23 protein-coding genes are annotated in these 22,947 nt (G+C 66.2%); 9 read left to right on the top strand and 14 right to left on the bottom strand.

Annotation, left to right across the window (positions count from 1 at the left end; genetic code table 11):
* Nucleotides 1–38 precede the first annotated feature (38 nt).
* Complete coding sequence (locus WG901_RS22565) at nt 39–434, bottom strand: hypothetical protein (protein WP_339589393.1); 396 nt, start codon at nt 432–434, stop codon at nt 39–41.
* A 183-nt stretch (nt 435–617) separates the two neighbouring features.
* On the opposite strand from WG901_RS22565, the gene lptB reads away from it, so the two are divergent.
* The 3 genes from lptB to WG901_RS22550 all read left to right on the top strand — a co-directional run bounded on the left by lptB (nt 618) and on the right by WG901_RS22550 (nt 3,797).
* Complete coding sequence (gene lptB / locus WG901_RS22560; protein ID WP_339589392.1) at nt 618–1,415, top strand: LPS export ABC transporter ATP-binding protein; 798 nt, start codon at nt 618–620, stop codon at nt 1,413–1,415.
* A gap of 26 nt (nt 1,416–1,441) precedes the next feature.
* Nucleotides 1,442–2,953, top strand: coding sequence for an RNA polymerase factor sigma-54 (rpoN, locus tag WG901_RS22555; protein WP_339589391.1), 1,512 nt, complete (start codon nt 1,442–1,444; stop codon nt 2,951–2,953).
* A gap of 181 nt (nt 2,954–3,134) precedes the next feature.
* Complete coding sequence (locus tag WG901_RS22550; RefSeq protein WP_339589390.1) at nt 3,135–3,797, top strand: energy transducer TonB; 663 nt, start codon at nt 3,135–3,137, stop codon at nt 3,795–3,797.
* A 128-nt stretch (nt 3,798–3,925) separates the two neighbouring features.
* On the opposite strand, the gene WG901_RS22545 is transcribed toward WG901_RS22550, so the two are convergent.
* Nucleotides 3,926–4,612 (bottom strand): spermidine synthase, encoded by a 687-nt coding sequence (locus WG901_RS22545; RefSeq protein WP_339589445.1) that lies wholly within the window; start codon nt 4,610–4,612, stop codon nt 3,926–3,928.
* A 356-nt stretch (nt 4,613–4,968) separates the two neighbouring features.
* On the opposite strand from WG901_RS22545, the gene WG901_RS22540 reads away from it, so the two are divergent.
* On the top strand, nt 4,969–5,211 hold the full coding sequence (locus tag WG901_RS22540) for a hypothetical protein (RefSeq protein ID WP_339589389.1): 243 nt from the start codon (nt 4,969–4,971) through the stop codon (nt 5,209–5,211).
* Here WG901_RS22540 and WG901_RS22535 read toward each other — a convergent pair.
* Nucleotides 5,208–5,858, bottom strand: a complete 651-nt coding sequence (locus tag WG901_RS22535; RefSeq protein WP_339589388.1) for an HAD-IA family hydrolase — start codon at nt 5,856–5,858, stop codon at nt 5,208–5,210. The two genes, WG901_RS22540 and WG901_RS22535, sit on opposite strands and share 4 nt — an antisense overlap.
* A gap of 103 nt (nt 5,859–5,961) precedes the next feature.
* On the opposite strand from WG901_RS22535, the gene WG901_RS22530 reads away from it, so the two are divergent.
* Together WG901_RS22530 and WG901_RS22525 are read left to right on the top strand one after the other, a co-directional pair.
* Nucleotides 5,962–6,744, top strand: a complete 783-nt coding sequence (locus WG901_RS22530) for a universal stress protein (RefSeq protein WP_339589387.1) — start codon at nt 5,962–5,964, stop codon at nt 6,742–6,744.
* Between the two features lie 415 nt (nt 6,745–7,159).
* Nucleotides 7,160–9,469 (top strand): CDC48 family AAA ATPase, encoded by a 2,310-nt coding sequence (locus WG901_RS22525; protein WP_339589386.1) that lies wholly within the window; start codon nt 7,160–7,162, stop codon nt 9,467–9,469.
* Between the two features lie 56 nt (nt 9,470–9,525).
* Here WG901_RS22525 and WG901_RS22520 read toward each other — a convergent pair whose 3' ends face one another.
* Genes WG901_RS22520 through polA form a run of 4 tightly spaced genes read right to left on the bottom strand, consistent with a single transcriptional unit; the run spans nt 9,526 to nt 14,276 of the window.
* Nucleotides 9,526–9,996 carry an SRPBCC family protein gene (locus tag WG901_RS22520; protein ID WP_339589385.1) on the bottom strand — a complete coding sequence of 157 codons (471 nt, stop codon included), beginning with the start codon at nt 9,994–9,996 and terminating at the stop codon, nt 9,526–9,528.
* Nucleotides 9,993–10,337, bottom strand: coding sequence for an ArsR/SmtB family transcription factor (locus tag WG901_RS22515; protein WP_339589384.1), 345 nt, complete (start codon nt 10,335–10,337; stop codon nt 9,993–9,995). Before WG901_RS22515 ends, WG901_RS22520 begins: the two co-directional genes overlap by 4 nt.
* A 58-nt stretch (nt 10,338–10,395) precedes the next feature.
* A complete protein-coding gene (locus WG901_RS22510; protein WP_339589383.1) occupies nt 10,396–11,430 on the bottom strand; it encodes a mechanosensitive ion channel family protein in 1,035 nt (344 codons plus the stop codon).
* Nucleotides 11,427–14,276 carry a DNA polymerase I gene (gene polA / locus WG901_RS22505; RefSeq protein WP_339589382.1) on the bottom strand — a complete coding sequence of 950 codons (2,850 nt, stop codon included), beginning with the start codon at nt 14,274–14,276 and terminating at the stop codon, nt 11,427–11,429. The genes WG901_RS22510 and polA overlap by 4 nt, the downstream gene beginning before the upstream one ends.
* Before the next feature lie 287 nt (nt 14,277–14,563).
* Between polA and WG901_RS22500 the strand changes: the two genes are divergently transcribed.
* Complete coding sequence (locus tag WG901_RS22500; protein WP_339589381.1) at nt 14,564–14,839, top strand: hypothetical protein; 276 nt, start codon at nt 14,564–14,566, stop codon at nt 14,837–14,839.
* Nucleotides 14,840–15,074: 235 nt separating this feature from the next.
* On the opposite strand, the gene bla is transcribed toward WG901_RS22500, so the two are convergent.
* From bla to WG901_RS22475, 5 genes are all read right to left on the bottom strand, one after another.
* The gene (bla, locus tag WG901_RS22495) at nt 15,075–16,076 is read right to left on the bottom strand and encodes a class A beta-lactamase (protein ID WP_339589380.1); all 1,002 of its coding nucleotides are present in this window, start codon (nt 16,074–16,076) and stop codon (nt 15,075–15,077) included.
* Between the two features lie 168 nt (nt 16,077–16,244).
* A complete protein-coding gene (locus WG901_RS22490) occupies nt 16,245–16,970 on the bottom strand; it encodes an aspartyl/asparaginyl beta-hydroxylase domain-containing protein (protein WP_339589379.1) in 726 nt (241 codons plus the stop codon).
* A gap of 349 nt (nt 16,971–17,319) precedes the next feature.
* Nucleotides 17,320–18,966 (bottom strand): chaperonin GroEL, encoded by a 1,647-nt coding sequence (gene groL / locus WG901_RS22485; RefSeq protein WP_339589378.1) that lies wholly within the window; start codon nt 18,964–18,966, stop codon nt 17,320–17,322.
* Between the two features lie 40 nt (nt 18,967–19,006).
* On the bottom strand, nt 19,007–19,294 hold the full coding sequence (groES, locus tag WG901_RS22480) for a co-chaperone GroES (RefSeq protein ID WP_339589377.1): 288 nt from the start codon (nt 19,292–19,294) through the stop codon (nt 19,007–19,009).
* A gap of 135 nt (nt 19,295–19,429) precedes the next feature.
* A complete protein-coding gene (locus tag WG901_RS22475) occupies nt 19,430–20,830 on the bottom strand; it encodes an MATE family efflux transporter (protein ID WP_339589376.1) in 1,401 nt (466 codons plus the stop codon).
* 102 nt (nt 20,831–20,932) lie between these two features.
* On the opposite strand from WG901_RS22475, the gene WG901_RS22470 reads away from it, so the two are divergent.
* Both WG901_RS22470 and WG901_RS22465 read left to right on the top strand, forming a co-directional pair.
* Nucleotides 20,933–21,352: a c-type cytochrome gene (locus tag WG901_RS22470; protein WP_339589375.1), complete on the top strand. Its 420-nt coding sequence runs from the start codon at nt 20,933–20,935 to the stop codon at nt 21,350–21,352.
* Between the two features lie 22 nt (nt 21,353–21,374).
* Nucleotides 21,375–21,821: a nuclear transport factor 2 family protein gene (locus WG901_RS22465; RefSeq protein WP_339589374.1), complete on the top strand. Its 447-nt coding sequence runs from the start codon at nt 21,375–21,377 to the stop codon at nt 21,819–21,821.
* A gap of 72 nt (nt 21,822–21,893) precedes the next feature.
* Here the strand turns inward: WG901_RS22465 and rplL are convergent, their stop codons facing one another.
* The gene (gene rplL / locus WG901_RS22460) at nt 21,894–22,271 is read right to left on the bottom strand and encodes a 50S ribosomal protein L7/L12 (protein WP_339589373.1); all 378 of its coding nucleotides are present in this window, start codon (nt 22,269–22,271) and stop codon (nt 21,894–21,896) included.
* 105 nt (nt 22,272–22,376) lie between these two features.
* Entirely contained in the window at nt 22,377–22,892 is a 516-nt protein-coding gene (gene rplJ, locus WG901_RS22455) for a 50S ribosomal protein L10 (RefSeq protein WP_339589372.1), read from the bottom strand.
* Nucleotides 22,893–22,947 lie beyond the last annotated feature (55 nt).

The raw sequence follows: 22,947 nt of genomic DNA, 5'->3' as shown, positions 1-22,947 counted from the left end.
GCGCGCCAGGCAATCATGTCCGCGATCGCGCGCGCGGCTCAGGCGAAGGTCAGAGCCAGCAGCTTGAACAGCCCGGTCAGGGCGAAAGGCAGGCCGATCGCCATGACCCACAGCGCCAGACGATCGCGACGGAAATAGCGTGCCATCGACGGATCGTGCGCCTGGTCTTCGGTCAGGCGGTTCCAGCGGCGCTCGAAACGGCGGCAGGCCGGGATGATCGCGCCGACGAGGACGACGAGCGCCAGGTACGGCAGCAGCGAGGCGCCTTCCGATTTGAGCGCGCCCATCGTGACGAAGATCTGGAGCGCGGTGTAGACGAGGAGGGCATAGGCGATGTTGTCGCTCATCCGGCGGCGCCAGTCGACCGACTTGGCATCGTTCGGACGGGCTTCCGTTTGCGGCGCGATGAAACCGCGCTGCCACACCTTCGCCATTCGCAATCCTCTCTTATTACATCGGAAGCGGAGTAAATCATCGAATCGCCGCTGGATCAAGCAAGTTAACCACACCGCGCCGCAGCCCGTCTATGCAGGGCGGCGATCTGCCATGCATAAAACCTGCCAAGTGGTTAAAGGGCGCTTGCCCATCATCGGCCCGGCCCTTACATCGCGGAGAACATGGCCGACATCATGACGCAGACGGCCTCGCCCGAGGCTGCAAGACAGAACGACAGCGCGGCACCGCCGATCCCGCAGGGCGGGCTCGAGGTGGTGTCGATCGCCAAGTCCTACGACAAACGCGCGGTGCTGACCGACATTTCGTTGTCGGTCGCACGCGGCGAAGTGCTCGGCCTGCTCGGCCCGAACGGCGCCGGCAAGACCACCTGCTTCTATTCGGTAATGGGACTTGTGAAGCCCGACGCGGGGCGCATCCTGCTCGACGGCGTCGATATCACGAGCCTGCCGATGTATCGTCGCGCGGTGCTGGGCCTTGGCTATCTGCCGCAGGAAACCTCGATCTTCCGCGGCATGACGGTCGAGGAAAACATCGGCTGCGTGCTCGAACTGATCGAACCCGACAAGCAGGTCCGCGCGCAGGAGCTCGACCGGCTGCTCGACGAGTTCAGCCTGACGCGTCTGCGCACGAGCCCGGCCATGGCGCTTTCGGGCGGCGAGCGTCGCCGTTGCGAAATCGCGCGCGCGCTCGCGGCCAAGCCCTCCATCATGCTGCTCGACGAGCCCTTCGCCGGCATCGACCCGCTGTCGATCGCGGATATCCGGCATCTGGTGAAGGACCTCAGCAACCGCGGCATCGGCGTGCTGATCACCGATCACAACGTGCGCGAGACGCTCGACATCTGCGATCGCGCCTGCATCGTCTATGGTGGCCAGGTGCTGTTCTCGGGCACGCCCGAGGCGCTGGTCGCCGACGAGAACGTGCGTCGGCTCTATCTGGGCGAGGATTTCACGTTGTGAGGGCGCGCCGGCACGGCGGCTGATCTATGGCGTTGGGGCCCCGCCTAGATCTACGTCAGACCCAGTCGCTGGTGATGACGCCGCAGCTTCAGCAGGCGATCAAGCTGCTGGCGCTGTCCAATCTCGAGATCGAGACTTTCATCGGCGAGGCGCTCGAGGCCAATCCGCTGCTCGATATGGGCGAATCCGCGCCGAACGTCGCCGAAACGGTCGAGATTCCCGAAGAGGCGCGCCGCACGAGCCTCGAAAGCTCGCCGGTCGACGCGCTGATCGGCGAGGGCCGCGGCGCCGACGATCGCCCGCTCGACATCGATCCCGCGACGCTCGACCGCGATCGCGATACGGGCGACCACGACGGCGGCGGCTTCGAAAGCGGCGACTGGGGCGGCGACAGTCGCTTTGCTATGGGCGAGGAAGGTCCCTCGATCGAGGAGCGCAGCAGCAGCGAGGAGACGCTGGCCGAACATCTCGAGGCGCAGATCGGCACGGCGACCGAGGACCCGCGCCTCGCGGCGATCGCGCGCTATCTGATCGGCCAACTCGACGAGGCCGGCTATCTGGCCGTGGCCGTGCGTGACGTCGCCGAGGATCTCGGCCTGGCGCTCACCGAGGTCGAGCAGGGGTTGTTGCTGGTCCAGACGCTCGATCCCACCGGGGTCGGCGCGCGTTCGCTCGGCGAATGCATCGCGCTCCAGGCGCAGGAGGCCGATCGCTACGATCCCGCCATGGCGCGGCTGATCGACAATCTCGATCTCGTCGCGCGTGGCGATTTCGCGCGGCTCAAGCGCATCTGCAGCGTCGACGACGAGGATCTCGCCGACATGCTGTCAGAGCTCAAGGGTTACGATCCCAAGCCCGGCCTGCGCTTCGGTGGCGTGGTGGGCGCGCCGGTGACGCCCGACATCCTGATTTCGGCGCGCGCCGACGGCGGCTGGGACATCGCGCTCAACCAGGCGACCCTGCCGCGACTGATCGTCAACCGTTCGTACTACGTCGAGCTCAAGGGCTCTTGCACCGACAAGCCGTCGAAGGGCTGGCTCTCGGAAAAGCTCGCCGATGCCAACTGGCTGATCAAGGCGCTCGACCAGCGGCAGAAGACGATCCTCAAGGTTTCGGCCGAGATCGTGCGCCAGCAGGACGGCTTCTTCCGTCACGGCGTCTCGCAGCTCAAGCCGCTGACCCTGCGCGCCGTCGCCGAGACGATCGGCATGCACGAATCGACCGTGAGTCGCGTCACTTCGAACAAGTATCTGCTCTGCGATCGCGGAATCTACGAGCTCAAGTACTTCTTCACTTCGGGCGTAGCCGCCGCCGACGGCGAGGGTGCGGTCTCGGCCCAGGCGGTCAAGGCGGCGATCCGCAGCCTGATCGACGCCGAGGATGCCAAGGCGATCCTATCGGACGACGCGCTGGTCGACCTCCTGCGTGCCAAGGGCTTCGATCTCGCCCGGCGCACCGTGGCGAAATACCGCGAAGCGATCGGCCTCGGCAGTTCGGTTCAGCGGCGCCGGCAGAAGGCCCTGGCGGCGGTGCGCTGACAGCGGCGTGGGCCGTTCCCGCAACTACTAAGCCTGCCTATTGTTTGTTCAGCACATTTAGGTTTTATGCTAGGGTTGCTTAGTATAAAAATGTTTTCAGTTGAAAGTATTCTGATAAATTCGGCTCCTCGATAAGAGTCTCCCAAGTATTGGCTTCGGGTGATGATAAGAGAGGAGTGCCATGGCCTATATCGACCACCGGACTGGAGGGAACCAGCGTGTCGTGGCGACGGCTGTAGTGGCCCTGATCCAGGGTGCTGCGATCGTCGCGCTGATCAACGGCTTCACCGTGAAGTTCTTCAAGCCTTCACCGCCCGAGCGCACCGAAGCCGCGCAGATTCCGCTCACGCCTATCCCCCTTCCGCCTCCGCCGCCTGACACGACACTCGAAAAGCCCATAGTCGAACCGAGAATGCCCGTGCCCGACGTCGTCCTGACGCCGCGCCAGATTCCGGCCGATCCCATATCGCTACCGCCGATCCCCGACTTCCCTCCGGCACCGCGTGCCGATCCGATCCCGCAACCTTCGCCAACTCAGACCTTCGCCCCGCGTGCCGCGAAGCCGCGCAACGCGCCGGGTGGCTGGGCGACGACCAACGACTATCCGGCCCGCGACCTGCGCGAAGGCAATCAGGGTGTCACGCGCTTCTCGCTGGCGATCGACGCCAACGGGCGGGTGCAGAGCTGCACGGTGATCACGAGCAGCGGCCATCCGGGACTGGATCAGGCGACCTGCGAAAAGGTCTCGCGTCGTGCCCAGTTCGAACCGGCGACCGACGGTGAGGGCAAGCGCGTCGCTTCGACCTACACCAGCGCCATCCGCTGGCGGATTCCTCAGGACTGAACGATCCCCCTAATCGGACGGTTCTGAGAACATCGGCATCCTCTCCGGCGGTGACGACCGGGGAGGGTGTCGATGGCCAATCGTGAAATCCCGCTCGCGCTAGGCGAGGCGATATTGCGCGAAAGGCACTAAGCCACGGCGCGTTTGCGGGCGAACCACAGGACGTGGATGTCGGCATCGTCCTTGTGTCCGTCGTGGACCTGCATTTCGGCGACCTCGAAGCCGGCCTCGCGCAGCTTCACGGGAAAATGCGTGTCAGGCTCGCAGGACCATACGGCCAAAATACCGTCGTCCTTGAGCGCGCGGCGGGCTGCCGCCAGCCCGCGCGGCGAATAGAGATAGTCGTTCTGCCCGCGGGTCAGGCCCTCGGGGCCATTATCGACGTCGAGCAGAATTGCGTCGTAGCTTTCGATCGCGGCGTTGATCAAAGTGGCGACGTCTTCGTCGACGAGCATGACCCGTGGGTCGTCGAGGCAGCCGGCCGTGAGTTCGGCCATCGGCCCGCGCGCCCACTGGATGATCTCGGGAACGATTTCGGCCACGGTGACGCAGGCATCGCCCTCGAGTTCGGCGAGCGCGGCGCGCAGGGTGAAGCCCATGCCGTAGCCCCCGATCAGCCATTCGGACGCATGCCGCAGGCCCAGCCGGTCGCTGGTCATCGTCGCGAGTGCGATCTCGGAGGCGCTGACGCGCGTGCTCATCAGTTCGTTGTCTTCGAGCACGATCGAGAACTCGTCGTCGCAGCGGATCAGCCGCAGTTCGACGCCGTCGGGCACCCGCGCGCGGCCGATGCATTCGCCGTCGTCGAGCGTCATGACCTCGCCGTCACGCATCGTGCCGTCGCTCGCGCTCTTCACCGCGGACACGCGCGCCAGGGGGAGGGAAGAAAGGGCTGAACCATGATCACGAATGCTCCGGGGCTTGAGCGGGAGCACGATCGTCTGTCTGCCGCGAGCAGGCCGGCGATGGCCTGCGCGAGCCGCCCTAGCGCATCGCGGCGCATCACGCGAACGCATTCCGGTTCTCGGCCGGGCGATTGCCGGTACGCCGCATGCGACCAAGGTCTGACGCAGAACTACGATATTCCCAAGCCCGACGGTGCGGCCTATCTGACAGCTTGCTCGGTAGCGACACACGAGGTGATCGGCTCCGCGAGCCTCCGGCAGGCGTCATGACAGGTACCTATCGTTTCCAGAATGCGGGATCCGACTCGATGGTCGTGCGCATCGAAATGTGGTGCGACGAGATTTGCGTGCCCGTGGGATCGGTGCTCGTGCTTACCTGCCAATCGCCGACCACACTTCATCCGGCGACGATCGAGCGGACCGCGGACGGGCTCGTGTTCTGGCCCGAATGCGCGTCTTATGCCGCCGAACTCGATGGCCATCCTTATCCGCTGCCCTCGCAGGCTTAGGTAGCGCTCAAGTCCCGGCCCAGCACCGCTGCCAGTTCCGCCAGGGCCTGGGCACCGCTGGTGACCTTGATGGCATGCATGCCGAGCGCCGCCGCCGGCTTGCAGTTGATGCCGAGGTCGTCGAGGTAGACGCAGGCCTCGGGCGCGACATTCAGCCTTTCGCACATCAGCGCGTAGATGCGCGGATCGGGCTTGCGCAGGCCGACCCTTGCGCTTTCGATCACCTGCTCGAAATGACCGAGCGCCGCCGCGTAGGACGGTTTCAACGCCGCGCCGGGCTGGCTCTCTTCCGAGAGCACGTTGTTGGTGATGCAGCCGAGGCGATAGCCGGCGCCGCGCAGCGTGCCGAGCGCTGCGACCATCTCCGGCCTGACCGCGCCGGCGATCACCGACAGCACCGCGCGTCCCGACAGCCGGTGGCCGACGGCCTCGCTTTCCGCGGCGAAAAGCGCGTCGAACATGGCGGTGTCGATCTCCGAGCGCTCGAGTTGCGCCCAGGCGTTGTCGTCGGGGTTCGCGGCGTTGACACGGCGGATCAGCCCTGCGGGCAAGCCGCGCTCGGCTTCGAGCCGGGCGAAGCCCTCGAAGGGGCTGGCGGTGATGACACCGCCGAAGTCGAAGATGACGGCTGTGAACGAACGCGACACGACTTGGCCTTTCGGAAGCGGGCCTTTCGGCAGGATTTGATCGCGCTCAAGGCGGAACAGGCCTAATGACGGCTAGGGAGAAAAGAACAACAGGGAGATCGCGATGCGTTCCATCCTCGTCCACGCGGACCGCAGCCCGGCGATGCCGGCCCGGCTCGAGACAGCGCTGGCTTTGGCGCGGGCCGGCGAGGGCCACGTCACCCTCCTCGTCGATACCCCGATCGGCCGCTATATCTCGATGGACCCGATGGGCGGATCCTACGTCGCCTCCGATGCCATGCAGCAGGCGCTCGCCGACGACGACGGCCAGGCCGCGCGGCTACGCGCACAACTTCACGAGGCCGGCCTGCCTTACGACGTCATCCGTAGCGAGGACGAGCCCGTCGCCGCCCTGGCCGTCGCCTCGCGGCTTGCCGACGTCGTGATCGTCTCGCGCACGAGTGCGATCGCGGGCGAGGTCGTCCTGGCGACGCGCACGCCCGTGCTGGTCCTGCCCGATGACAGGGCGCTGTCCGTTCCCGTCGCCAATGCCTGCGTCGCCTGGGACGGCGGCAACGAAGTGGCGGCGGCGTTGCGCGGGGCGATTCCGTTGCTCGCGCGCTGCGCTTCGGTGAACGTGCTCACCGTCGGCGAGAAACCCGGCGGCTTTCCTGCCGCCGATGCCGTGCGCTACCTGGCGCGGCACTCGATAAAGGCGGTGCCGCACGAACTCGTGCGCAAGGGCTCGACCGAGGAGACATTGGCTGCGGCGGTGCTCAGGCTTGGCGGCGATCTGCTGATCATGGGCGCCTATGGACGCAGCCGGATGCGCGAATTCCTGTTCGGTGGGGTCACGCGCTATTTTCTCGAGGATTGCCCGCGCCCGGCGTTGCTGATGGCGCACTGACCTGCCCGACCCGACGAGCGACCAGCGCGGCATCGCGAACGATCGGACGGAATGCTCACCCAGGTAAGCTCCTGACGCAGCGCAGCACGCAGTATGTTGCGAACACCTGAGTCAGTAATAAATGAGACATATTCTCTTATTTATTGGTTATAATTCAATGATATGCCAATGAGCGCAACCATGATTGCATTTTTTGCATCATTAAAAATTCATTTCGCACTTGCACAAAAATGCGATTCGGAACATATAGGACAGGCCTTTCAGGCATCCTCTCCCAAAACTTCCAAGGCCCGGTCGGCAACGACCGGGCCTTTTTTTCGCCCGGCCTCGCCGAGCGCCCCCTTTGCAATCGGAACGTGCAGTTCCTAGCTTGCTGGAACCCCATTCGGGGCATGCCAATCGGGGAACAATCGACATGGCCGATGCTACGGCAAGCGTGGAAGAACGGACGGTCCGGCTGCAGGTCGCAGCCGCGCGCCAGGAGGAAAGCGGGCACGGCATCGCCCGACTGCCCAAGTCGGCGCTCTCGGCGCTCGGCGCGCTCGAAGGCGATGCCCTGGAGATTTCCGGCAAGCGCGTGACCGTCGCGCGCGCGGTCCTCGCTTATGCCGAGGACGAGGCGCTCGAGGTGATTCGCCTCGACGGTCTGCAGCGCGCCAATGCCGAAGTCGGCTCGGGCGACCACGTCACCGTCAAGAAGGCCGAGTCGCGCCCCGCCCAGCGGGTGGTCTTTGCGCCGGCGCAGCGCGAGATGCGGTTGCAGGGCCCCTCGGTGGCGCTCAAGCGTAACTTCTTCGGCCGTCCGCTGCTGGCGGGCGACATCGTCGCCACAGCCGGGCAGCAGCAGGTGCGTGACATGCCGCCACAGGTCCAACGCATGTTCAATGCGCCGGCCTATGCGCTGACCCAGATCCGCCTGACCGTGGTTTCGACGACGCCCAAGGGCATCGTTCACATCGACGAGAACACCGAGGTCGAGCTGCGCGAGGAGTTCGAGGAAGCGAACCTGGGCCGTGCGGGCCTCAACTACGACGATGTCGGCGGCATGGGCGACACGATCCGCCAGCTGCGCGAGATGGTCGAGCTGCCGCTGCGCTATCCCGAGCTGTTCACCCGCCTGGGCGTCGACCCGCCGCGCGGCGTGCTGCTGCACGGCCCGCCGGGCACGGGCAAGACCATGCTCGCACGCGCCGTGGCGAACGAGAGTGAAGCCTCGTTCTTCATCATCAACGGGCCCGAGATCATGGGCTCGGGCTATGGCGAGAGCGAGAAAGCCCTGCGCGAGGTGTTCGAGGAGGCCAGCAAGGCCTCGCCCTCGATCGTGTTCATCGACGAGATCGATTCGATCGCGCCCAAGCGCGAGCAGGTTCACGGCGAAACCGAGAAGCGGCTGGTCGCGCAGCTGCTGACCTTGATGGACGGGCTGCAAGCGCGCTCGAACATCGTCGTCATCGCCGCGACCAATCGGCCCGACGCGATCGACGAGGCGCTGCGTCGCCCCGGCCGCTTCGACCGCGAGATCATCATCGGCGTGCCCGACGAGAAGGGCCGGCGCGAGATCATCGGCATCCACACGCGTGGCATGCCGCTCGATCCTGGCGTCGATCTCGGCGAGCTCGCGCGCACGACGCACGGCTTCGTCGGTGCCGACCTGGCGGCCTTGACCCGCGAGGCGGCGATCGAGGCCGTGCGTCGGATCATGCCCAAGCTCGATCTCGAGGCGCAGACGATCCCGCCCGAAGTGCTCGAAAGCCTCTCGGTCCTGCGCGAGGACTTCGTCGCGGCGCTCAAGCGCGTCCAGCCTTCGGCGATGCGCGAGGTCATGGTCCAGGTGCCGAACATCGGCTGGGACGACATCGGTGGGCTCGACAGCGCGCAGCTCAAGCTCAAGGAGGGCGTCGAGCTGCCGATGAAGAATCCCGAGGCGTTCCATCGCCTGGGCATCCGGCCGGCCAAGGGCTTTCTCCTGTATGGGCCCCCGGGCACGGGCAAGACGCTGCTGGCGAAGGCCGTGGCGAAGGAGGCCGAGGCCAACTTCATCGCGATCAAGTCGTCCGACCTGCTGTCCAAGTGGTACGGCGAGAGCGAGCAGCAGATCGCCCGGCTCTTCGCGCGTGCCCGCCAGGTCGCGCCTTGCGTGATCTTCATCGACGAGATCGACAGCCTCGTGCCCGCACGCGGTTCGGGTGGCGGTGGCGAGCCGCAGGTCACCGGGCGCGTGGTCAACACGATCCTCGCCGAGATGGACGGCATGGAGGAACTGCAGTCGGTCGTGCTGATCGGCGCGACCAACCGGCCGGCCTTGGTCGATCCGGCGCTGCTGCGTCCGGGCCGCTTCGACGAGCTCGTCTATGTCGGCACGCCGAGCGAGGAAGGGCGCGAGCACATCCTCAAGATCCACACGGGCAAGATGCCGCTGGCCGACGACGTGAACCTCAAGGTGATCGCGTCGGAGACCGAGCGCTTCACCGGGGCCGATCTCGAGGACGTGGTGCGCCGCGCCGGACTCATCGCCATCCGCAAGCGCGGTGCGGCGGTGTCGCAGGTGACCGCCGACGACTTCGCCGACGCGCTCGCGGATTCGCGCGCGACGGTGACCGCCGAGATGGAAGCCGACTACGAGAAGATGAAGGGCGAGCTCAAGAAGCGCGCGATGGAAGTCTCGCCGATCGGTTTCATCGCCCCGGGCATGCTCGAATCCACGCGCGAGCGGAAGCACGGGTAGGGCGAAGTAACGCATGCAGAAACGCCGTCCCGGGTTCCGTCCCGGGGCGGCGTTTCTCATTTCTCCAGCAGCCGCGCCAACTGCGCGAGCGCCGTGCCCCAGCCCTCGTAGAAACCCATCTCGTCGTGTTTGCGCGCCTCGGCCTCGGTCTTGTGCAGCACGCGCGCGGTGTAGCGCGTGCCGCCGTCCTCGGGCGTGAAGGTGATTTGCGCCGTCAGCGCCAGCCAGGGGTCCCCCGGCCGCCAGTCCTCGATCAGCGAGGTGGTGAAGGTCAGCTTACGTTCCGGCTCGATCTCCAGGAAGCAGCCCTCGACGTGCGGCTGGAATTCCTCTCCATTCTTGGCGAGGACGCCTTCGCGCATCATCGTCTCGAAGCCGCCGCCGGGGCGCAGGTCGAGCTTGATCACCTTGCATTCGTAGGGTTCGGGAATCCACCACTGCGCGAAGTGATGCGGATCGCTCCAGGCCTGCCAGACCGCGGCGGGCGGGGCCTTGATCAGGCGCGAGATCGTCAGGTCGGCGCTCATTGTCCTTGCTCCTTGTGGATGTGGTTCTCGACATAGGCGGCCAGGCGATCGGCGCGGCCCTCCCAGATCGCACGCTGCTCGGCGATCCAGCTCTCGGCGGCCGCCAGGCGGGCCGGTTGCAGATGGCACACGCGGACGCGCCCGGTCTTGCCCGAGCCGACCAGTCCCGAATCCTCGAGCACCTTGAGATGCTTGAGGAAGGTCGGGAGGCCGATCGCGAAAGGCTGGGCCAGTTCGCTGACAGAGGCCGGGCCGACGATCAGGCGACTGATCACCGCCCGGCGGGTCGGATCGGCGAGGGCGTGGAAGGCCGAATCGAGCGGCGCGGAATTGTTTGCCATATGGCGAACTATTGTTCGACAGTTCTCCATATGGCAAACTGTTTTCGGCGTCGAGCGATCAGGCGGTCTTGAGCGCCTCGGGCATCTCGACGCGCAGCCATTCGACCATCGCCTCGCGCATGGCCAGGCGCAGGCGCGTTAGCGCGGCGGGGTCGGGGGCGCTGAGCACGAGCTTGAGTTCGAGGTGATCGACCTTGAGCTCGGACACCTGCAGCGCGCCAATGCGCTTGTCCCAGTCGGACTGGTCCTTGATCAGCGCCTCGAAGGCGGCGCGGATCGGCGCGATCGCATGGCCGGGGACGATCGGCAGTACGACGTTTCCGGTGAGCCCGCCGACGACGCGCGTCCAGTTCTGGAAGCTGGTTTCGAGAAAGCGCGCGGTCGGCACGATGATCCGTCGCTCGTCGGCCGTGCGGATCACGACGTAGGTCATGCGGATGTCCTCGACGCGCCCGGTCTCGTTCTCGATGACGACGAGGTCGCCGATGCGGATCGGTTCGCTCAGCGCCATCTGGATGCCGGCGATCAGCGACTTCAAGGCCGGCTGCGCCGCCGCGCCGACCGCCAGGGTGGCGACGCCGGCCGAGGCCATCAAGGTCACGCCAACATTGCGCACGCCGGGTATGCCCAGCAGCATCAGCGCCACGGTCACGAAGACGATGACGAAGCCCAGGCTGCGCGAGAGGATCGCGATGCGCGTGCGGCGACTGCGCACGGCGAGTTCGTCGTCGGACAGTTCGGCGCGATCGGACATGACCACGGCGAAAGCCTTGACCAGCGCGAAGGCGACCCAGCCGAGCAGCGCGGGCACGACGAAGCGCGCGACGCTGCCCCAGATCTGCGCGAGCATCGGCTGGTTCTCGGCCGCGAGCGAAATGCAAACCGCCGCCAGCGACCAGCGCAGCGGCTGGCGCAGGCGATCGACCACGACGTCGTCAGAGCGCGTCGGCGAGAGACGCGCGATCCGGTCGAGCACCGCGAAGAGCGCGAAGTGAATGAGGAAGGCGGCAAGCAGCGCGATCCCCGCGACGATCGCCGCGCTGGTACCCTTCTCGGCCCAGTGCAACACCTCGACGATCGTGGGCAGCCTCAATGCGCGGCGCCCCAGCTCCCGCCCACGCCGATCTCGACGCCGAGCGGCACGTCGAGCGTGACCGCGGGCTGCGCCGCTTCGGCCATGACCTGGCGGATCACCGGTGCGGCCTTCTCGGCATCGCCTTCGGGCGCTTCGAACACGAGTTCGTCGTGGACCTGGAGCAGCATGCGCACGTTGCGCAGACCCGCGTCGAGCAGGGCGGGCCCCATCCGCGCCATCGCGCGTTTGATGATGTCGGCGCTGGTGCCCTGGATCGGCGCGTTGATCGCCGCGCGCTCGCTGCCCTGGCGTTCGGCCTGGTTCTTCGAGTTGATCCGCGGGAACCAGGTCTTGCGGCCGAACAGCGTCTCCGAATAGCCGCGTTCGCGCACGGTCTCGAGCGTGTGGACGATGTACTTCTGGATGCCGGGGAAGCGCTCGAAATAGCGGTCGATCATCGCCTGGGCCTCGTCCGCCGGCACGCCGAGCCGGCCGCCGAGGCCCCAGCGCGAAATGCCGTAGAGGATGGCGAAGTTGATCGTCTTGGCGCGGCCGCGCGTGTCGCGATCAACCGTGCCGAACATCTCCTGCGCGGTCCGCGAATGGATGTCCTCGTTCTGGGCGAAGGCCTCCTTGAGCGGGGGCACGTCGGCCATGTGCGCGGCGAGGCGCAGCTCGATCTGGCTGTAGTCGGCGCTCATCAGCACGTGGCCGGGCTCGGCGACGAAGCAGTCGCGGATCTGGCGGCCGATCTCGGTGCGGATCGGGATGTTCTGCAGGTTGGGCTCGGTCGAGGACAGGCGCCCCGTCTGCGCGCCGACCAGCGAATAGCTCGTGTGGACGCGCTGCGTCGCCGGGTTGATCGCCGCCTGCAGCGCCTCGGTATAGGTCGAGCGCAGCTTCGAGAGCTGGCGCCATTCGAGCACCTTGTTGGCGATCTCGGCGCCCTGGCCCGCGAGGCCTTCGAGAATGCCCTGGTCGGTCGAATACTGGCCGCTCTTGCCCTTCTTGCCGCCCTTGTAGCCGAGCTTGTCGAACAGCACGTCGCCGAGCTGCTTGGGGCTGCCGATCGTGAAGGGCTCGCCGGCGAGACCGTGAATCGTGGTCTCGAGCTTGCCGATCTCGATGGCGAACTCGGCCGACAGGCCGGCCAGGCGTTCGCGATCGACCTTGATGCCGTGGCGCTCCATCTGCGCGACCACCGGGATTATCGGCCGGTCGACGCGCTCGTAGACGCGCGTGCCGCCCTCGTCCGCCAGGCGCGGGCGCAGCAGGCGGTGGAGCCGCCAGGTGACGTCGGCGTCCTCGGCGGCATAGCGTGTCGCGCGGTCGAGCGGGACTTCGCCGAAGGGGATCTGCTTCTTGCCGCTGCCGCAGATGTCCTTGAAGGTCAGCGTGGTGTGCGCAAGGTGGCGCGTGGCGAGTTCGTCCATGCCGTGGCCGCCGCCGATGCCCTCTTCGCTGCGCCCGGCGTCGAGCGCGAAGCTGACGATCATCGTGTCGTCGATCGGCGCGACGTGGATGTCGTGCCGCGCCAGGATGTTGATGTCGTACTTGATGTTCTGGCCGACCTTGAGGACGGCATCGCTCTCGAGCAGCGGCCTGAGCAGAGCCAGCGCCTCGGCCCTGTCGACCTGCTCGGGCTTCTCGGCAAACATGTCGGTGCCGCCGTGGCCGAGCGGGATGTAGCAGGCGTCGTTTGGCCCCAGCGCGAGGCTGACCCCGACCAGATCGGCGCGCATCGCGTCGAGTGCGGAGGTTTCGGTATCGACCGCGACCATGCGCGCGGCGAAGGCGCGGTCGATCCAGTGTGCGAGCCGTTCGCGCGTCTGGACGCATTCGTAGGCGTCGAGATCGAGCGCGGGCATGTCGGGCAGGGCCTGGCGGTTGCCGCCGGGAACCACCGGCGCGCCAGCGGTGACCGGCTTGGCCGGATGCAGCTGGGTCGCGCGGTCCGGGCTGCCCGAACCCGTGTCGAGCCGCTTGAGCAGGCTGGTGAAGCCGTGGGTGGACAGGAATGCCGCCAGCGGCTCGGGCGGGATCGTGCCGAGCCTGAAGTCTTCGAGCGGCATCGGCAGGGGGCAGTCTTCCTTGAGCGCGACGAGCTGGCGCGACAGCCGCGCCATCGGCGCCTGCTCTATCAGGCTCTCGCGCAGCTTGCCCGCCTTCATCGTCGGCGCCGCGGCCAGCGCCGATTCGAGGTCGCCGTAGTCCTGGATCAGCTTGGAGGCGGTCTTGGGGCCGATGCCGCGGATGCCCGGTACGTTATCCACCGAATCGCCCATCAGCGCGAGCACGTCGCCGACCTTCTCGGGCGGCACGCCGAACTTCTCGATCACTTCGGGAATGTCGATCCGCGCGTTCTTCATCGTGTCGAGCATGTCGACGCAGCCCGTGCCTTCGAGTCCCGATGCGCACTTGCCGACGAGCTGCATCAGGTCCTTGTCGGACGAGACGATCGTCACGTCCCAGCCCTTGCGCGTGGCTTCGCGGGCATAGGAGGCGATCACGTCGTCGGCCTCGACCCCGGGCTCCTCGATGCAGGGCAGCGAGAAGGCGCGGGTGGCGTCGCGGATCAACGGGAACTGTGGAACCAGATCCTCGGGCGGGGGCGGGCGGTTGGCCTTGTACTGGTCGTAGAGATCGTTGCGGAACGAGATCGACGACTTGTCGAGAATCACCGCGAGGTGGGTCGGCCCGTCGGCCTTGTTGAGGTCGTCGGCGAGCTTCCACAGCATCGTCGTGTAGCCATAGACCGCGCCGACCGGTGTCCCCTGGGGATTCGTCAGTGGCGGCAGGCGATGATAGGCGCGGAAGATGTAGGCCGACCCGTCGACCAGGTAGAGATGCTGCTTGGGCTCCATTTTTTCTACCTAGCGGGTGAAGCCTTGCGGGGGAAGCGCCGGACCGTCGCAAGACGGCCAAATATGGCGGAAATTAGGCGGGAATTGGGCATCGCCGGTCACAACCTCGACACATTCTGCCTGTAAATGCGGCGGCTCGGACAGGCCTGAACAGCGGCCAAAAGTGACTAGATGCTTGCATCGGCACGCCAAGCTGGTTAATTGACGCCCGAAGTCTACTGCTGCAGTAGGCTTTCGGCCCGGCCTTGTGCCGTGCTTGGTCCACTCGCTGTTCAAGGATACCATACATGCGCAAGATCGCTCTCGCTGCTGTTGCTGCCGCCACCGTCCTCAGCCTCTCGGCTTGCTCGAAGGGTTCGGAAGAAGCCGCTACGGAAGCCACCGAAGCTGCTGAAACCGCTACGGACGCTGCTGCGACCGCTTCGGACGCCGCTGGTGAAGCCGCTGCCGCTGCTTCGGACGCTGCTGCTGGTGCGTCGTCGGCCGCTACGGACGCTGCTGCTGCCGCTTCGAGCGCTGCTTCGGAAGCTGCTGCTACCGCTTCGGAAGCCACGAAGCACTAATCTTCGCTCTACAGCGAACGAGTTTCGAGGGCGCGCAGGGCAACCTGCGCGCCCTTTCTCGTTTGTGGGGCTGGGCGGGGCGGATCCTCCCCGGAACGGGGAGGGGGACCGCGACGCGCAGCGGCGTGGGGAGGGGGCTCGCGCCATCGCGCACCCTCTCGTCTGGACGATAGCCCCCTCCACCATGCTTCGCATGGTCCCCCTCCCCGTTCCGGGGAGGATCAATTGTATGAAGTCAGCGTGCCGCGGTGCGGCGCAGGCCCATGCCGTCGGCGCCATAGCCGTCGTAAAGTGCACGGGCGATCGCGGCGATGCGCGCGTCGCGGTTGGGCTTGCCGCCCTGGCCGGTGACGTAGATGGCCACGGCAATCGGACGCCCGTCGGGCATGTGGATGAAGCCGACGTCGCTCGAGGTGTTGTAGAGCGTGCCGGTCTTGTGCGCGACGCGGGCGTCCTCGGGCAGCAGCGCGCGCATGCGGCGCTTGCCGGTGAGGCAGCGTTCCATCGCGCCCATCAGCACCGCGCGGCTCGATGCGCTGAGCCATTCGCCACGATAGATGCCCGAAAGCAGGCGGACCATGGCCAGCGGCGTGGCGGCATCGCGCGTGTCGACCGTCCGCGCGGGATCGACCGCGCCGTCGTCGCGCACCAAGGTGGCGATGTCGCGATCGATGTGGAGATCGTTGAGGCCCGACTTGCGCAGCCAGCGGTTGACCGCCTGCGGCCCGCCGACGACGGCGAGCAGCGCGTCGGTGGCGTTGTTGTCGCTGCGCGTGATCGTCATCTCGATCAGGTTGAGCGCGCTGTACATGCCGCCGGCGCGAACCGGAGCGACCGGCCCGTCGAACTTGCGCGAGGGCACGGGGATCATCAGCGGATACTGGTCTTCGAGACGGAAGCGGCCCTGGTCGACGCCTTCGAGGAACGTGGCGACGATGGCGACCTTGCTGGTGCTGGCCATCGGGAAGGGCTGGTTGCCGAGCACGGCCACACTGCGGCCGGTCGAGAGATCGAGCGCGGCGACGCCGATGCGGCCGCCCTGGGCATTGGCGAGCGCGGCCACCTGGGCCTCGAAGGGCGAGCCGTAGTTGCGCGGCGCGCGCTGCTCGGTACCGAAGGTGGTGTCGAAGGCCGATTGGATCGCGTCGAGGTCACCAGCCGCGGCGGGCGAGAGCGACGCGCCGCAAGCCAGAACCAGGGCCAGGCTGTTGGCCGCCCGACGAGTGAAAATGTTCAAGAAACCCCGCATGACTTCGCCATGATACAACACCGCACCTTTGTATTTTCTTAATGATAAAGTGTTGAGCCGCAAGGATTCCCGCGACGAAGCGAAATTTACCTGCGGGCAACCGTGAAACCGTCGTGCCAAGCGCATGCTTTGGCGACAAAAATCACCTCGCGCACATCACGTTGCGGCCAGGGCCTTGCGGACGTCCTGAACGAAGCTCGTGCGCTTCACCAGCCAGAGGAAGAACTGGCCGAGCCAGCGTCCGCGCCAGCGCATCGGTCGCATCACCTGCAGGAACAGCACGACGCGCGGCTGGCTGGCGTCGTTCCACACTTCGTGATGGAAGGTTTCGTCGAAGATCAGGAATTCGCCCGGCGTCCAGCTGCGCGTCTCGCCTTCGACCTCCATGCGGCAGGCCTCGCGATCCTCGGGCACGATCAGGCCCAGGTGGACGTTGAGCATCGCCTTGGTCAGGCCGCGGTGGCGATGGACGTGGGTGCCGGGCTCGAAGATCGAGAAGAAGGCGACGACGAGGTTGGGCACCTGATCGACCAGCGCGGCGGTCTGTGGACAGCGTGCGCGGTTCGCCTCGGCGCGATAGCCGTAGCCGGTGAAGAAGAAGCTCTTCCAGCGGCCGTCTGGCGCCAGCGTGCGGTGATCGGGAGAGATCCGGCCGAGTGGCGGTACGCTCTCGCGCTCGGCCATCAAGGCCTGCGCCTCGGCCTGGATGACCGGCCACTGCGCGCGTAGACGATCGAGCCCGGGCACCTGGTCTTCGGTGAAGAAGGCCTGGGTGCCGATCAGCGACTGGCGCGCGAGAAAGCGGTTCAGTGGCCAGCGCAGATGCTTGCCGACACGCACGGCGAAGGTCTCCTCCGCCTCGATGTATTTCTCCAAATCCATGGAAAGACGCAGTTCCCTCCGACCCGGCGCCCTATCTACGCAAGGGTTTGTCACATTCAACCTCCGATGCCGCCATTTCGGCTAACCGAAGATGAACGTGGCGGGGCAGACGGCAGCCGAAAAACGCTACCGATCCTCCCCTGCAAGGGGAGGTGGCATCCCGCAGGGATGACGGAGGGGTGTCCCCGTCTCGGAGAGGGTGACACCCCTCCACCACCGACTGCGTCGGCGGTCCCCCTCCCCTTGCAGGGGAGGATCTGCCCAGATGATCACCCAACGAAAAGGGCCGGGAAGGTTTCCCCTCCCGGCCCTCTCGATTTCAGCCTGATCGGCCGGACTTGGCTTGGACTTAGAAGTCCATGCCGCCCATGCCGCCCATGCCGCCGCCGGGCATGCCGCCCAGGGCCGGCTTGTCGTCGGGACGCTCGCTGATCGCGGCTTCCGTCGTGATCAGCAGGCCCGAGACCGAAGCCGCATCCTGCAGCGCGGTGCGGACGACCTTGGTCGGGTCGATGACGCCGGCGGCCACGAGGTTCTCGTAGACGTCGGTCGAGGCGTTGAAGCCCAGGGTCTCATCGTTCTTGTCGAGCAGGCGACCGACGACGACGCCGCCGTCATGGCCGGCGTTCTCGGAGATCTGCTTGATCGGAGCCTGGATCGCCTTGCGGATGATGTCGATGCCGCGAGTCTGGTCCTCGTTCACGCCCTTCAGGCCTTCGAGAGCCTTGGTGGCATAGAGGAGAGCGGTACCGCCACCGGGGACGATGCCTTCTTCGACAGCCGCACGGGTCGCGTGGAGAGCGTCGTCGACGCGGTCCTTGCGCTCCTTGACTTCGACTTCCGAAGCGCCGCCGACCTTGATCACGGCAACACCGCCGGCCAGCTTGGCGAGACGCTCCTGCAGCTTCTCGCGGTCGTAGTCCGAAGTCGTGACTTCGATCTGCGAACGGATCTGCTCGACGCGACCCTTGATGTCGTCGGCCGAACCGGCGCCGTCGACGATCGTGGTGTTGTCCTTGTCGATCGAGACCTTCTTGGCCTGGCCGAGCATCGCGAGCGTGACGCTCTCGAGCTTGATGCCGAGGTCTTCCGAGATCAGCTCGCCCTGGGTCAGCGTGGCGATGTCGCCCAGCATGGCCTTGCGGCGATCGCCGAAGCCCGGTGCCTTGACGGCAGCGATCTTGAGGCCGCCACGCAGCTTGTTGACGACGAGCGTGGCCAGAGCCTCGCCCTCGATGTCCTCGGCGATGATGAGGAGCGGACGACCCGACTGCACCACGGCTTCCAGGATCGGCAGCAGCGCCTGCAGCGACGACAGCTTCTTCTCGTGGATGAGGATGTAGGGGTTGTCGAGCTCGACAATCATCTTGTCGGGGTTGGTGACGAAGTAGGGCGACAGGTAGCCGCGGTCGAACTGCATGCCTTCGACGACATCGAGTTCGAATTCGAGACCCTTGGCCTCTTCGACCGTGATGACGCCTTCCTTGCCGACCTTCTCCATGGCTTCGGCGATCTTCTCGCCGACTTCGGTGTCGCCATTGGCCGAGATGATGCCGACCTGGGCGATTTCCTTGGTGCCCGAAACCGGCTTCGAACGCGCCTTGAGGTCTTCGACGACCTTGGTCACGGCGAGGTCGATACCGCGCTTGAGATCCATCGGGTTGGTGCCCGCGGCAACCGACTTCAGGCCTTCGCGAACGATCGCCTGGGCCAGCACGGTGGCGGTGGTGGTGCCGTCACCGGCCTTGTCGTTCGCCTTGCTGGCGACTTCGCGGATCAGCTGGGCGCCAATGTTCTCGAACTTGTCCTTGAGTTCGATTTCCTTGGCGACGGTGACGCCGTCCTTGGTGATGCGGGGCGCGCCGAAGCTCTTCTCGATCACGACGTTGCGGCCCTTGGGGCCCAGCGTGACCTTCACCGCGTTGGCGAGGGTGTCGACACCGGCGAGAATGCGCTCGCGCGCATCGCGGCCGAATTTCACGTCCTTGGCAGCCATCTGTAATTCCTTCTAAATTTTGTTTCGAAGTGGCGAAATCTCAGGCGATGATGCCGAGAATGTCGCTTTCCTTCATGATCAGCAGGTCCTGACCGTCGACCTTGACCTCGGTGCCCGACCACTTGCCGAACAGCACGCGATCGCCGGCCTTGACGTCCAGCGGCGTGACCTTGCCGTCTTCGGCCTTGGTGCCCGAACCGACGGCGATGATTTCGCCCTCGGCGGGCTTTTCCTTAGCGCTGTCGGGGATGATGATGCCGCCGGCAGTCTTTTCCTCGGCCTCAACGCGGCGCACGAGCACGCGGTCGTGCAGCGGACGAAAACCCATGGGATACTCCCCTCTCTAATCAATGAATCCAGCACTTGGCACTCTCGCATGGAGAGTGCCAGCGGCGGCCATATGGGTCCGCTCCGCAGGAGCGTCAAGCGGACTCTCGGCAAAAATCTTCGGGCCGGGTCGGAGTCAGGACGGGCCGGGGGAGGGCACGGGCACGGGCAGGAGTCCGAGGGCCTGGCGGCGGTGCCAGCGCCAGCCGAGCAGGATCGCCACAGCGGTCAGCCCCGCGGCAAGGCCGATCCACACGCCGATCCCTTCGAGCGGAGTCGCGAAGCCGAGCCAGATGGCGATTACGAAACCGATCAGCCAGTAGCCGCCGATCGCAATGACCATGGGCATGCGCGTGTCCTGCAAGCCACGCAGCGCGCCGGCCGCGACCGCCTGGACGCCGTCGACGAGCTGGAAGGCGGCGGCGACGATAAGGTATTGCACGGCGAAGCCGACGAGCAGCGCGTTGTCCGGCGCGCCGACGTCGACATAGGCCGAGAGGATCGCCTGCGGGAACAGCACCATCGCGCTCGCCGAAATCCCGGCAAAGGCCAGGCACACGGCGACCGCGGCCCAGCCGGCATGGCCCGCGGCGATCGGGTTGCGTGCGCCGAAGTGATAGCCGACGCGGATCGTCGCGGCCTGGCCGACGCCGAAAGGCACCTGGAAGAAGAAGGCGGCGACCTGCAGCGCGACCGTATGCGCGGCAAGCTGGGTCTCGCCGATACGGCCCATCAGGAAGGCCGCGCTCGAGAACAGCCCGCCCTCGGCGACGATCGTCAGCGCGATCGGCACGCCGAGGCGGACAATCTCGCGGAAGCGCTGCCATTCGGGGCGCCACCAGTGGCCGAGCACGTGGTAGCGGCGCAGGTTGCGGTCCCAGCGGATCGCCAGGGCATAGGCGAGCGCGGTGGCCAGTGCGGTCAGCAGGGTCGAGACCGCCGATCCCGCCAGGCCCAGCGCGGGCAGGCCGAAGTGGCCGTAGATCAGCACCCAGTTGCCCAGCGCGTTGACCGCGATGGCCATCGCCGTGACCAGGGTCGCGAAGACCGGCCGGCCCATCGCCGAGACGAACATGCGAAGCACGTTGGTGATCAGCATCGGCACCAGCGAAAGCGAGAGCAGCGCCAGGAACCAGCCCGCGGTCTTCGCGATCGCCGGGTCCTGCCCGGTCAGCAGCATCAGGGCCTCGCCGAACTGGCACAGCACCATGCCGCCGAGACCGCCGATGACCGCGAGCCATAGCGCCATGCGTACCGAACGGCGGATTTCGCGCACGGCATGGGTCTTGCGCCCGCGCTCGGCCGCGATCAGCGGCGCTACCGCGCCGGTCAGGCCCAGGAAGCCGAAGTTGATCAGGCTGAACACCGCCACGGCCAGGCTCGATGCGGCGAGCTGGTGCGAGCCGAGCCGCGCGACGAAGATCACGTCGAGCGCATAGACCGCCATCTGCAACATGTTCGCCAGCGCCAGCGGCCCCGCGAGCCGCAGGGTGGCGCCGAGCTCGACGCGAAAGGGAGAGGGAGCGGCGCTGGCCATGGGCGCGTGGCGATAGGGGAGCGGGGCTGGGGAGGAAAGCGAATCCTTGCCTCGTCGAACCGGGGCGGTAGAGCGGCCGGCAAAGATCGACAGGGAGGTTCCATGCGGCGGGGTACGATGCGATTTGCGGTGTTGGGACTGATCGGCGCGCTATCGGCCTGTGGTGGCCAGAAGGCTGAAGACCAAGGCACCACCGCCGAAGACGCGGCACCCGTCACCACGCCGGCCGATGCACCGCCCGCCGCCTTCATGCAGTGCCGCTCGTGCCACACGGTCGAGGCCGGGCGGAACATCATCGGTCCGAGCCTGCACGACATCGTCGGCAAGCCCGCCGCCCGCGTCGCCGGCTATACCTATTCGAACGCGCTCAAGGCCTCGGGGCTGACCTGGGACGAAAAGACGCTCGACGCCTGGCTCGCTTCGCCGAGCAAGCTCGTACCCGGCAACAAGATGATCTTCGCGGGCCAGTCGAACCCGGCCAAGCGCAAGGAGATCATCGACTACCTCGCCAGGCAGAAGTAGCCTCCTGCGAAAGGGAGAGTTTATGACCGACGAGGAGTTGAAGGACCGGATCGCTATCGGCGACCGGCTGGCCGCCTGCACCCAGGCCGGCGACGCGCGCAAGGCCGACGCCTATGCCGAGTGCTTCGCCGAGGACGGCGTGCTCCAGCTCGACGAAACGATCGCCGGCCGCGAGGCGATCCGTGCCTGGATGCGCGGCCCTTCGCCGATCCCGCCGCCGAAGGGCGAAATCCGGACGGAGCAGAAACCGGTCGGCTTCATCAGCCACCATTTGACGACCTCGAAGGTCGATCTGCTCGGCGACGGCACGGCCAAGGCGCGAACCTACTGGTTGGTAACGAGCGCTGCCGGGCTCGATCACAATGGCTACTACGACGATCTTCTGCGCCAGGAGAACGGCGCCTGGCTGATCGCCCATCGCCGCCCGCGCACCTTGTGGATCAGCCCCGACAGTCTGCTGCGGGGGTAGTTTCCAGGCATAGAAAAAGGGCGGCCCCGATGGAGCCGCCCTTCTCTTTTTCCAATCGAAGCAATCCGAAGATTACTTGATCTCGACGGTGCCGCCGGCTTCTTCGATCTTCTTCTTGATGTCTTCGGCTTCAGCCTTGTTGACACCTTCCTTGATCGCCTTCGGAGCCGACTCAACGAGCGACTTGGCTTCGGTCAGACCCAGGTTGGTGATCGCGCGGACCTCCTTGATGACCTGGATCTTCTTGCCGCCGTCGCCCGTCAGGATGACGTCGAATTCGGTCTTCTCTTCAGCGGCTTCGGCAGCAGCGCCACCGCCAGCGGGGGCAGCAACGGCAACGGCGGCAGCGGCGGAAACGCCCCATGCCTCTTCGAGGGCCTTGGCAAGGTCAGCCGCCTCGAGGACGGTCAGCTTCGACAGTTCTTCAACAAGCTTGGCGATATCGGCCATGATGCTTCACTCCTAGTTGTGGACCCGGGCGACCCGAACGGTCGGCCCGGATAAATCGTGCAGACAGTCTTGCGTCCTGACGGTCGGGATTTCTCCCGAGATCCCTCAGGCGGCATCCTTCGTGGCATAAGCGCCGAAGACGCGCGCCAGCTTGGCCGCCGGAGCGGTTGCGAGCTGGGCGATCTTGGTCGCCGGTGCCTGAACGAGGCCGATCAGCTTTGCGCGCAGCTCGTCCAGCGACGGCATCGAGGCGAGAGCCTGGACACCTTCGGGGGTGAGAACCTGAGCGCCCATCGAGCCACCGACGATCTCGATCTTGTCGGTCGTCTTGGCGAAGTCCACGACTGCCTTGGCAGCAGCGACAGGATCGACCGAAGAGGCGATCGCCGTCGGACCCGTGAAGAACTCGTCGAGCCCCACATAGTCCGTGTCCTGGATGGCAAGCTTGGCAAGACGGTTCTTCGCTACCTTGTAGGTCGCGCCCGCGTCACGGATCTTTCCGCGCAGGACGGTGGACTGAGCCACCGACATGCCGAGGTTGCGGGTGACAACCACCACGCCGACCTCTTGGAAAGTCGCGTTGAGCGTGGCGACCGATTCGGCTTTCTGCGAACGATCCATGCCTTACTCCTTCACAAATGACCGCAGGGATCCCGAGAGGGATTTGGCCCCGGCG

Source organism: Novosphingobium anseongense (assembly GCF_037482895.1).
Lineage (GTDB): Bacteria > Pseudomonadota > Alphaproteobacteria > Sphingomonadales > Sphingomonadaceae > Novosphingobium > Novosphingobium anseongense.
The sequence above is the reverse complement of the archived record's forward strand: the minus strand, read 5'-3'. Positions and strand labels throughout refer to the sequence as shown.

Excerpts from the sequence above, each read along its gene's own strand:
- WG901_RS22565 (WP_339589393.1), bottom strand. The coding sequence starts at position 434 with ATGGCGAAGGTGTGGCAGCGCGGTTTCATCGCGCCGCAAACGGAAGCC.
- lptB (WP_339589392.1), top strand. The coding sequence starts at position 618 with ATGGCCGACATCATGACGCAGACGGCCTCGCCCGAGGCTGCAAGACAG.
- rpoN (WP_339589391.1), top strand. The coding sequence starts at position 1,442 with ATGGCGTTGGGGCCCCGCCTAGATCTACGTCAGACCCAGTCGCTGGTG.
- WG901_RS22550 (WP_339589390.1), top strand. The coding sequence starts at position 3,135 with ATGGCCTATATCGACCACCGGACTGGAGGGAACCAGCGTGTCGTGGCG.
- WG901_RS22545 (WP_339589445.1), bottom strand. The coding sequence starts at position 4,612 with ATGACGCTCGACGACGGCGAATGCATCGGCCGCGCGCGGGTGCCCGAC.
- WG901_RS22540 (WP_339589389.1), top strand. The coding sequence starts at position 4,969 with ATGACAGGTACCTATCGTTTCCAGAATGCGGGATCCGACTCGATGGTC.
- WG901_RS22530 (WP_339589387.1), top strand. The coding sequence starts at position 5,962 with ATGCGTTCCATCCTCGTCCACGCGGACCGCAGCCCGGCGATGCCGGCC.
- WG901_RS22525 (WP_339589386.1), top strand. The coding sequence starts at position 7,160 with ATGGCCGATGCTACGGCAAGCGTGGAAGAACGGACGGTCCGGCTGCAG.
- WG901_RS22520 (WP_339589385.1), bottom strand. The coding sequence starts at position 9,996 with ATGAGCGCCGACCTGACGATCTCGCGCCTGATCAAGGCCCCGCCCGCC.
- WG901_RS22515 (WP_339589384.1), bottom strand. The coding sequence starts at position 10,337 with ATGGCAAACAATTCCGCGCCGCTCGATTCGGCCTTCCACGCCCTCGCC.
- polA (WP_339589382.1), bottom strand. The coding sequence starts at position 14,276 with ATGGAGCCCAAGCAGCATCTCTACCTGGTCGACGGGTCGGCCTACATC.
- WG901_RS22500 (WP_339589381.1), top strand. The coding sequence starts at position 14,564 with ATGCGCAAGATCGCTCTCGCTGCTGTTGCTGCCGCCACCGTCCTCAGC.
- WG901_RS22490 (WP_339589379.1), bottom strand. The coding sequence starts at position 16,970 with ATGGATTTGGAGAAATACATCGAGGCGGAGGAGACCTTCGCCGTGCGT.
- groL (WP_339589378.1), bottom strand. The coding sequence starts at position 18,966 with ATGGCTGCCAAGGACGTGAAATTCGGCCGCGATGCGCGCGAGCGCATT.
- groES (WP_339589377.1), bottom strand. The coding sequence starts at position 19,294 with ATGGGTTTTCGTCCGCTGCACGACCGCGTGCTCGTGCGCCGCGTTGAG.
- WG901_RS22475 (WP_339589376.1), bottom strand. The coding sequence starts at position 20,830 with ATGGCCAGCGCCGCTCCCTCTCCCTTTCGCGTCGAGCTCGGCGCCACC.
- WG901_RS22470 (WP_339589375.1), top strand. The coding sequence starts at position 20,933 with ATGCGGCGGGGTACGATGCGATTTGCGGTGTTGGGACTGATCGGCGCG.
- WG901_RS22465 (WP_339589374.1), top strand. The coding sequence starts at position 21,375 with ATGACCGACGAGGAGTTGAAGGACCGGATCGCTATCGGCGACCGGCTG.
- rplL (WP_339589373.1), bottom strand. The coding sequence starts at position 22,271 with ATGGCCGATATCGCCAAGCTTGTTGAAGAACTGTCGAAGCTGACCGTC.
- rplJ (WP_339589372.1), bottom strand. The coding sequence starts at position 22,892 with ATGGATCGTTCGCAGAAAGCCGAATCGGTCGCCACGCTCAACGCGACT.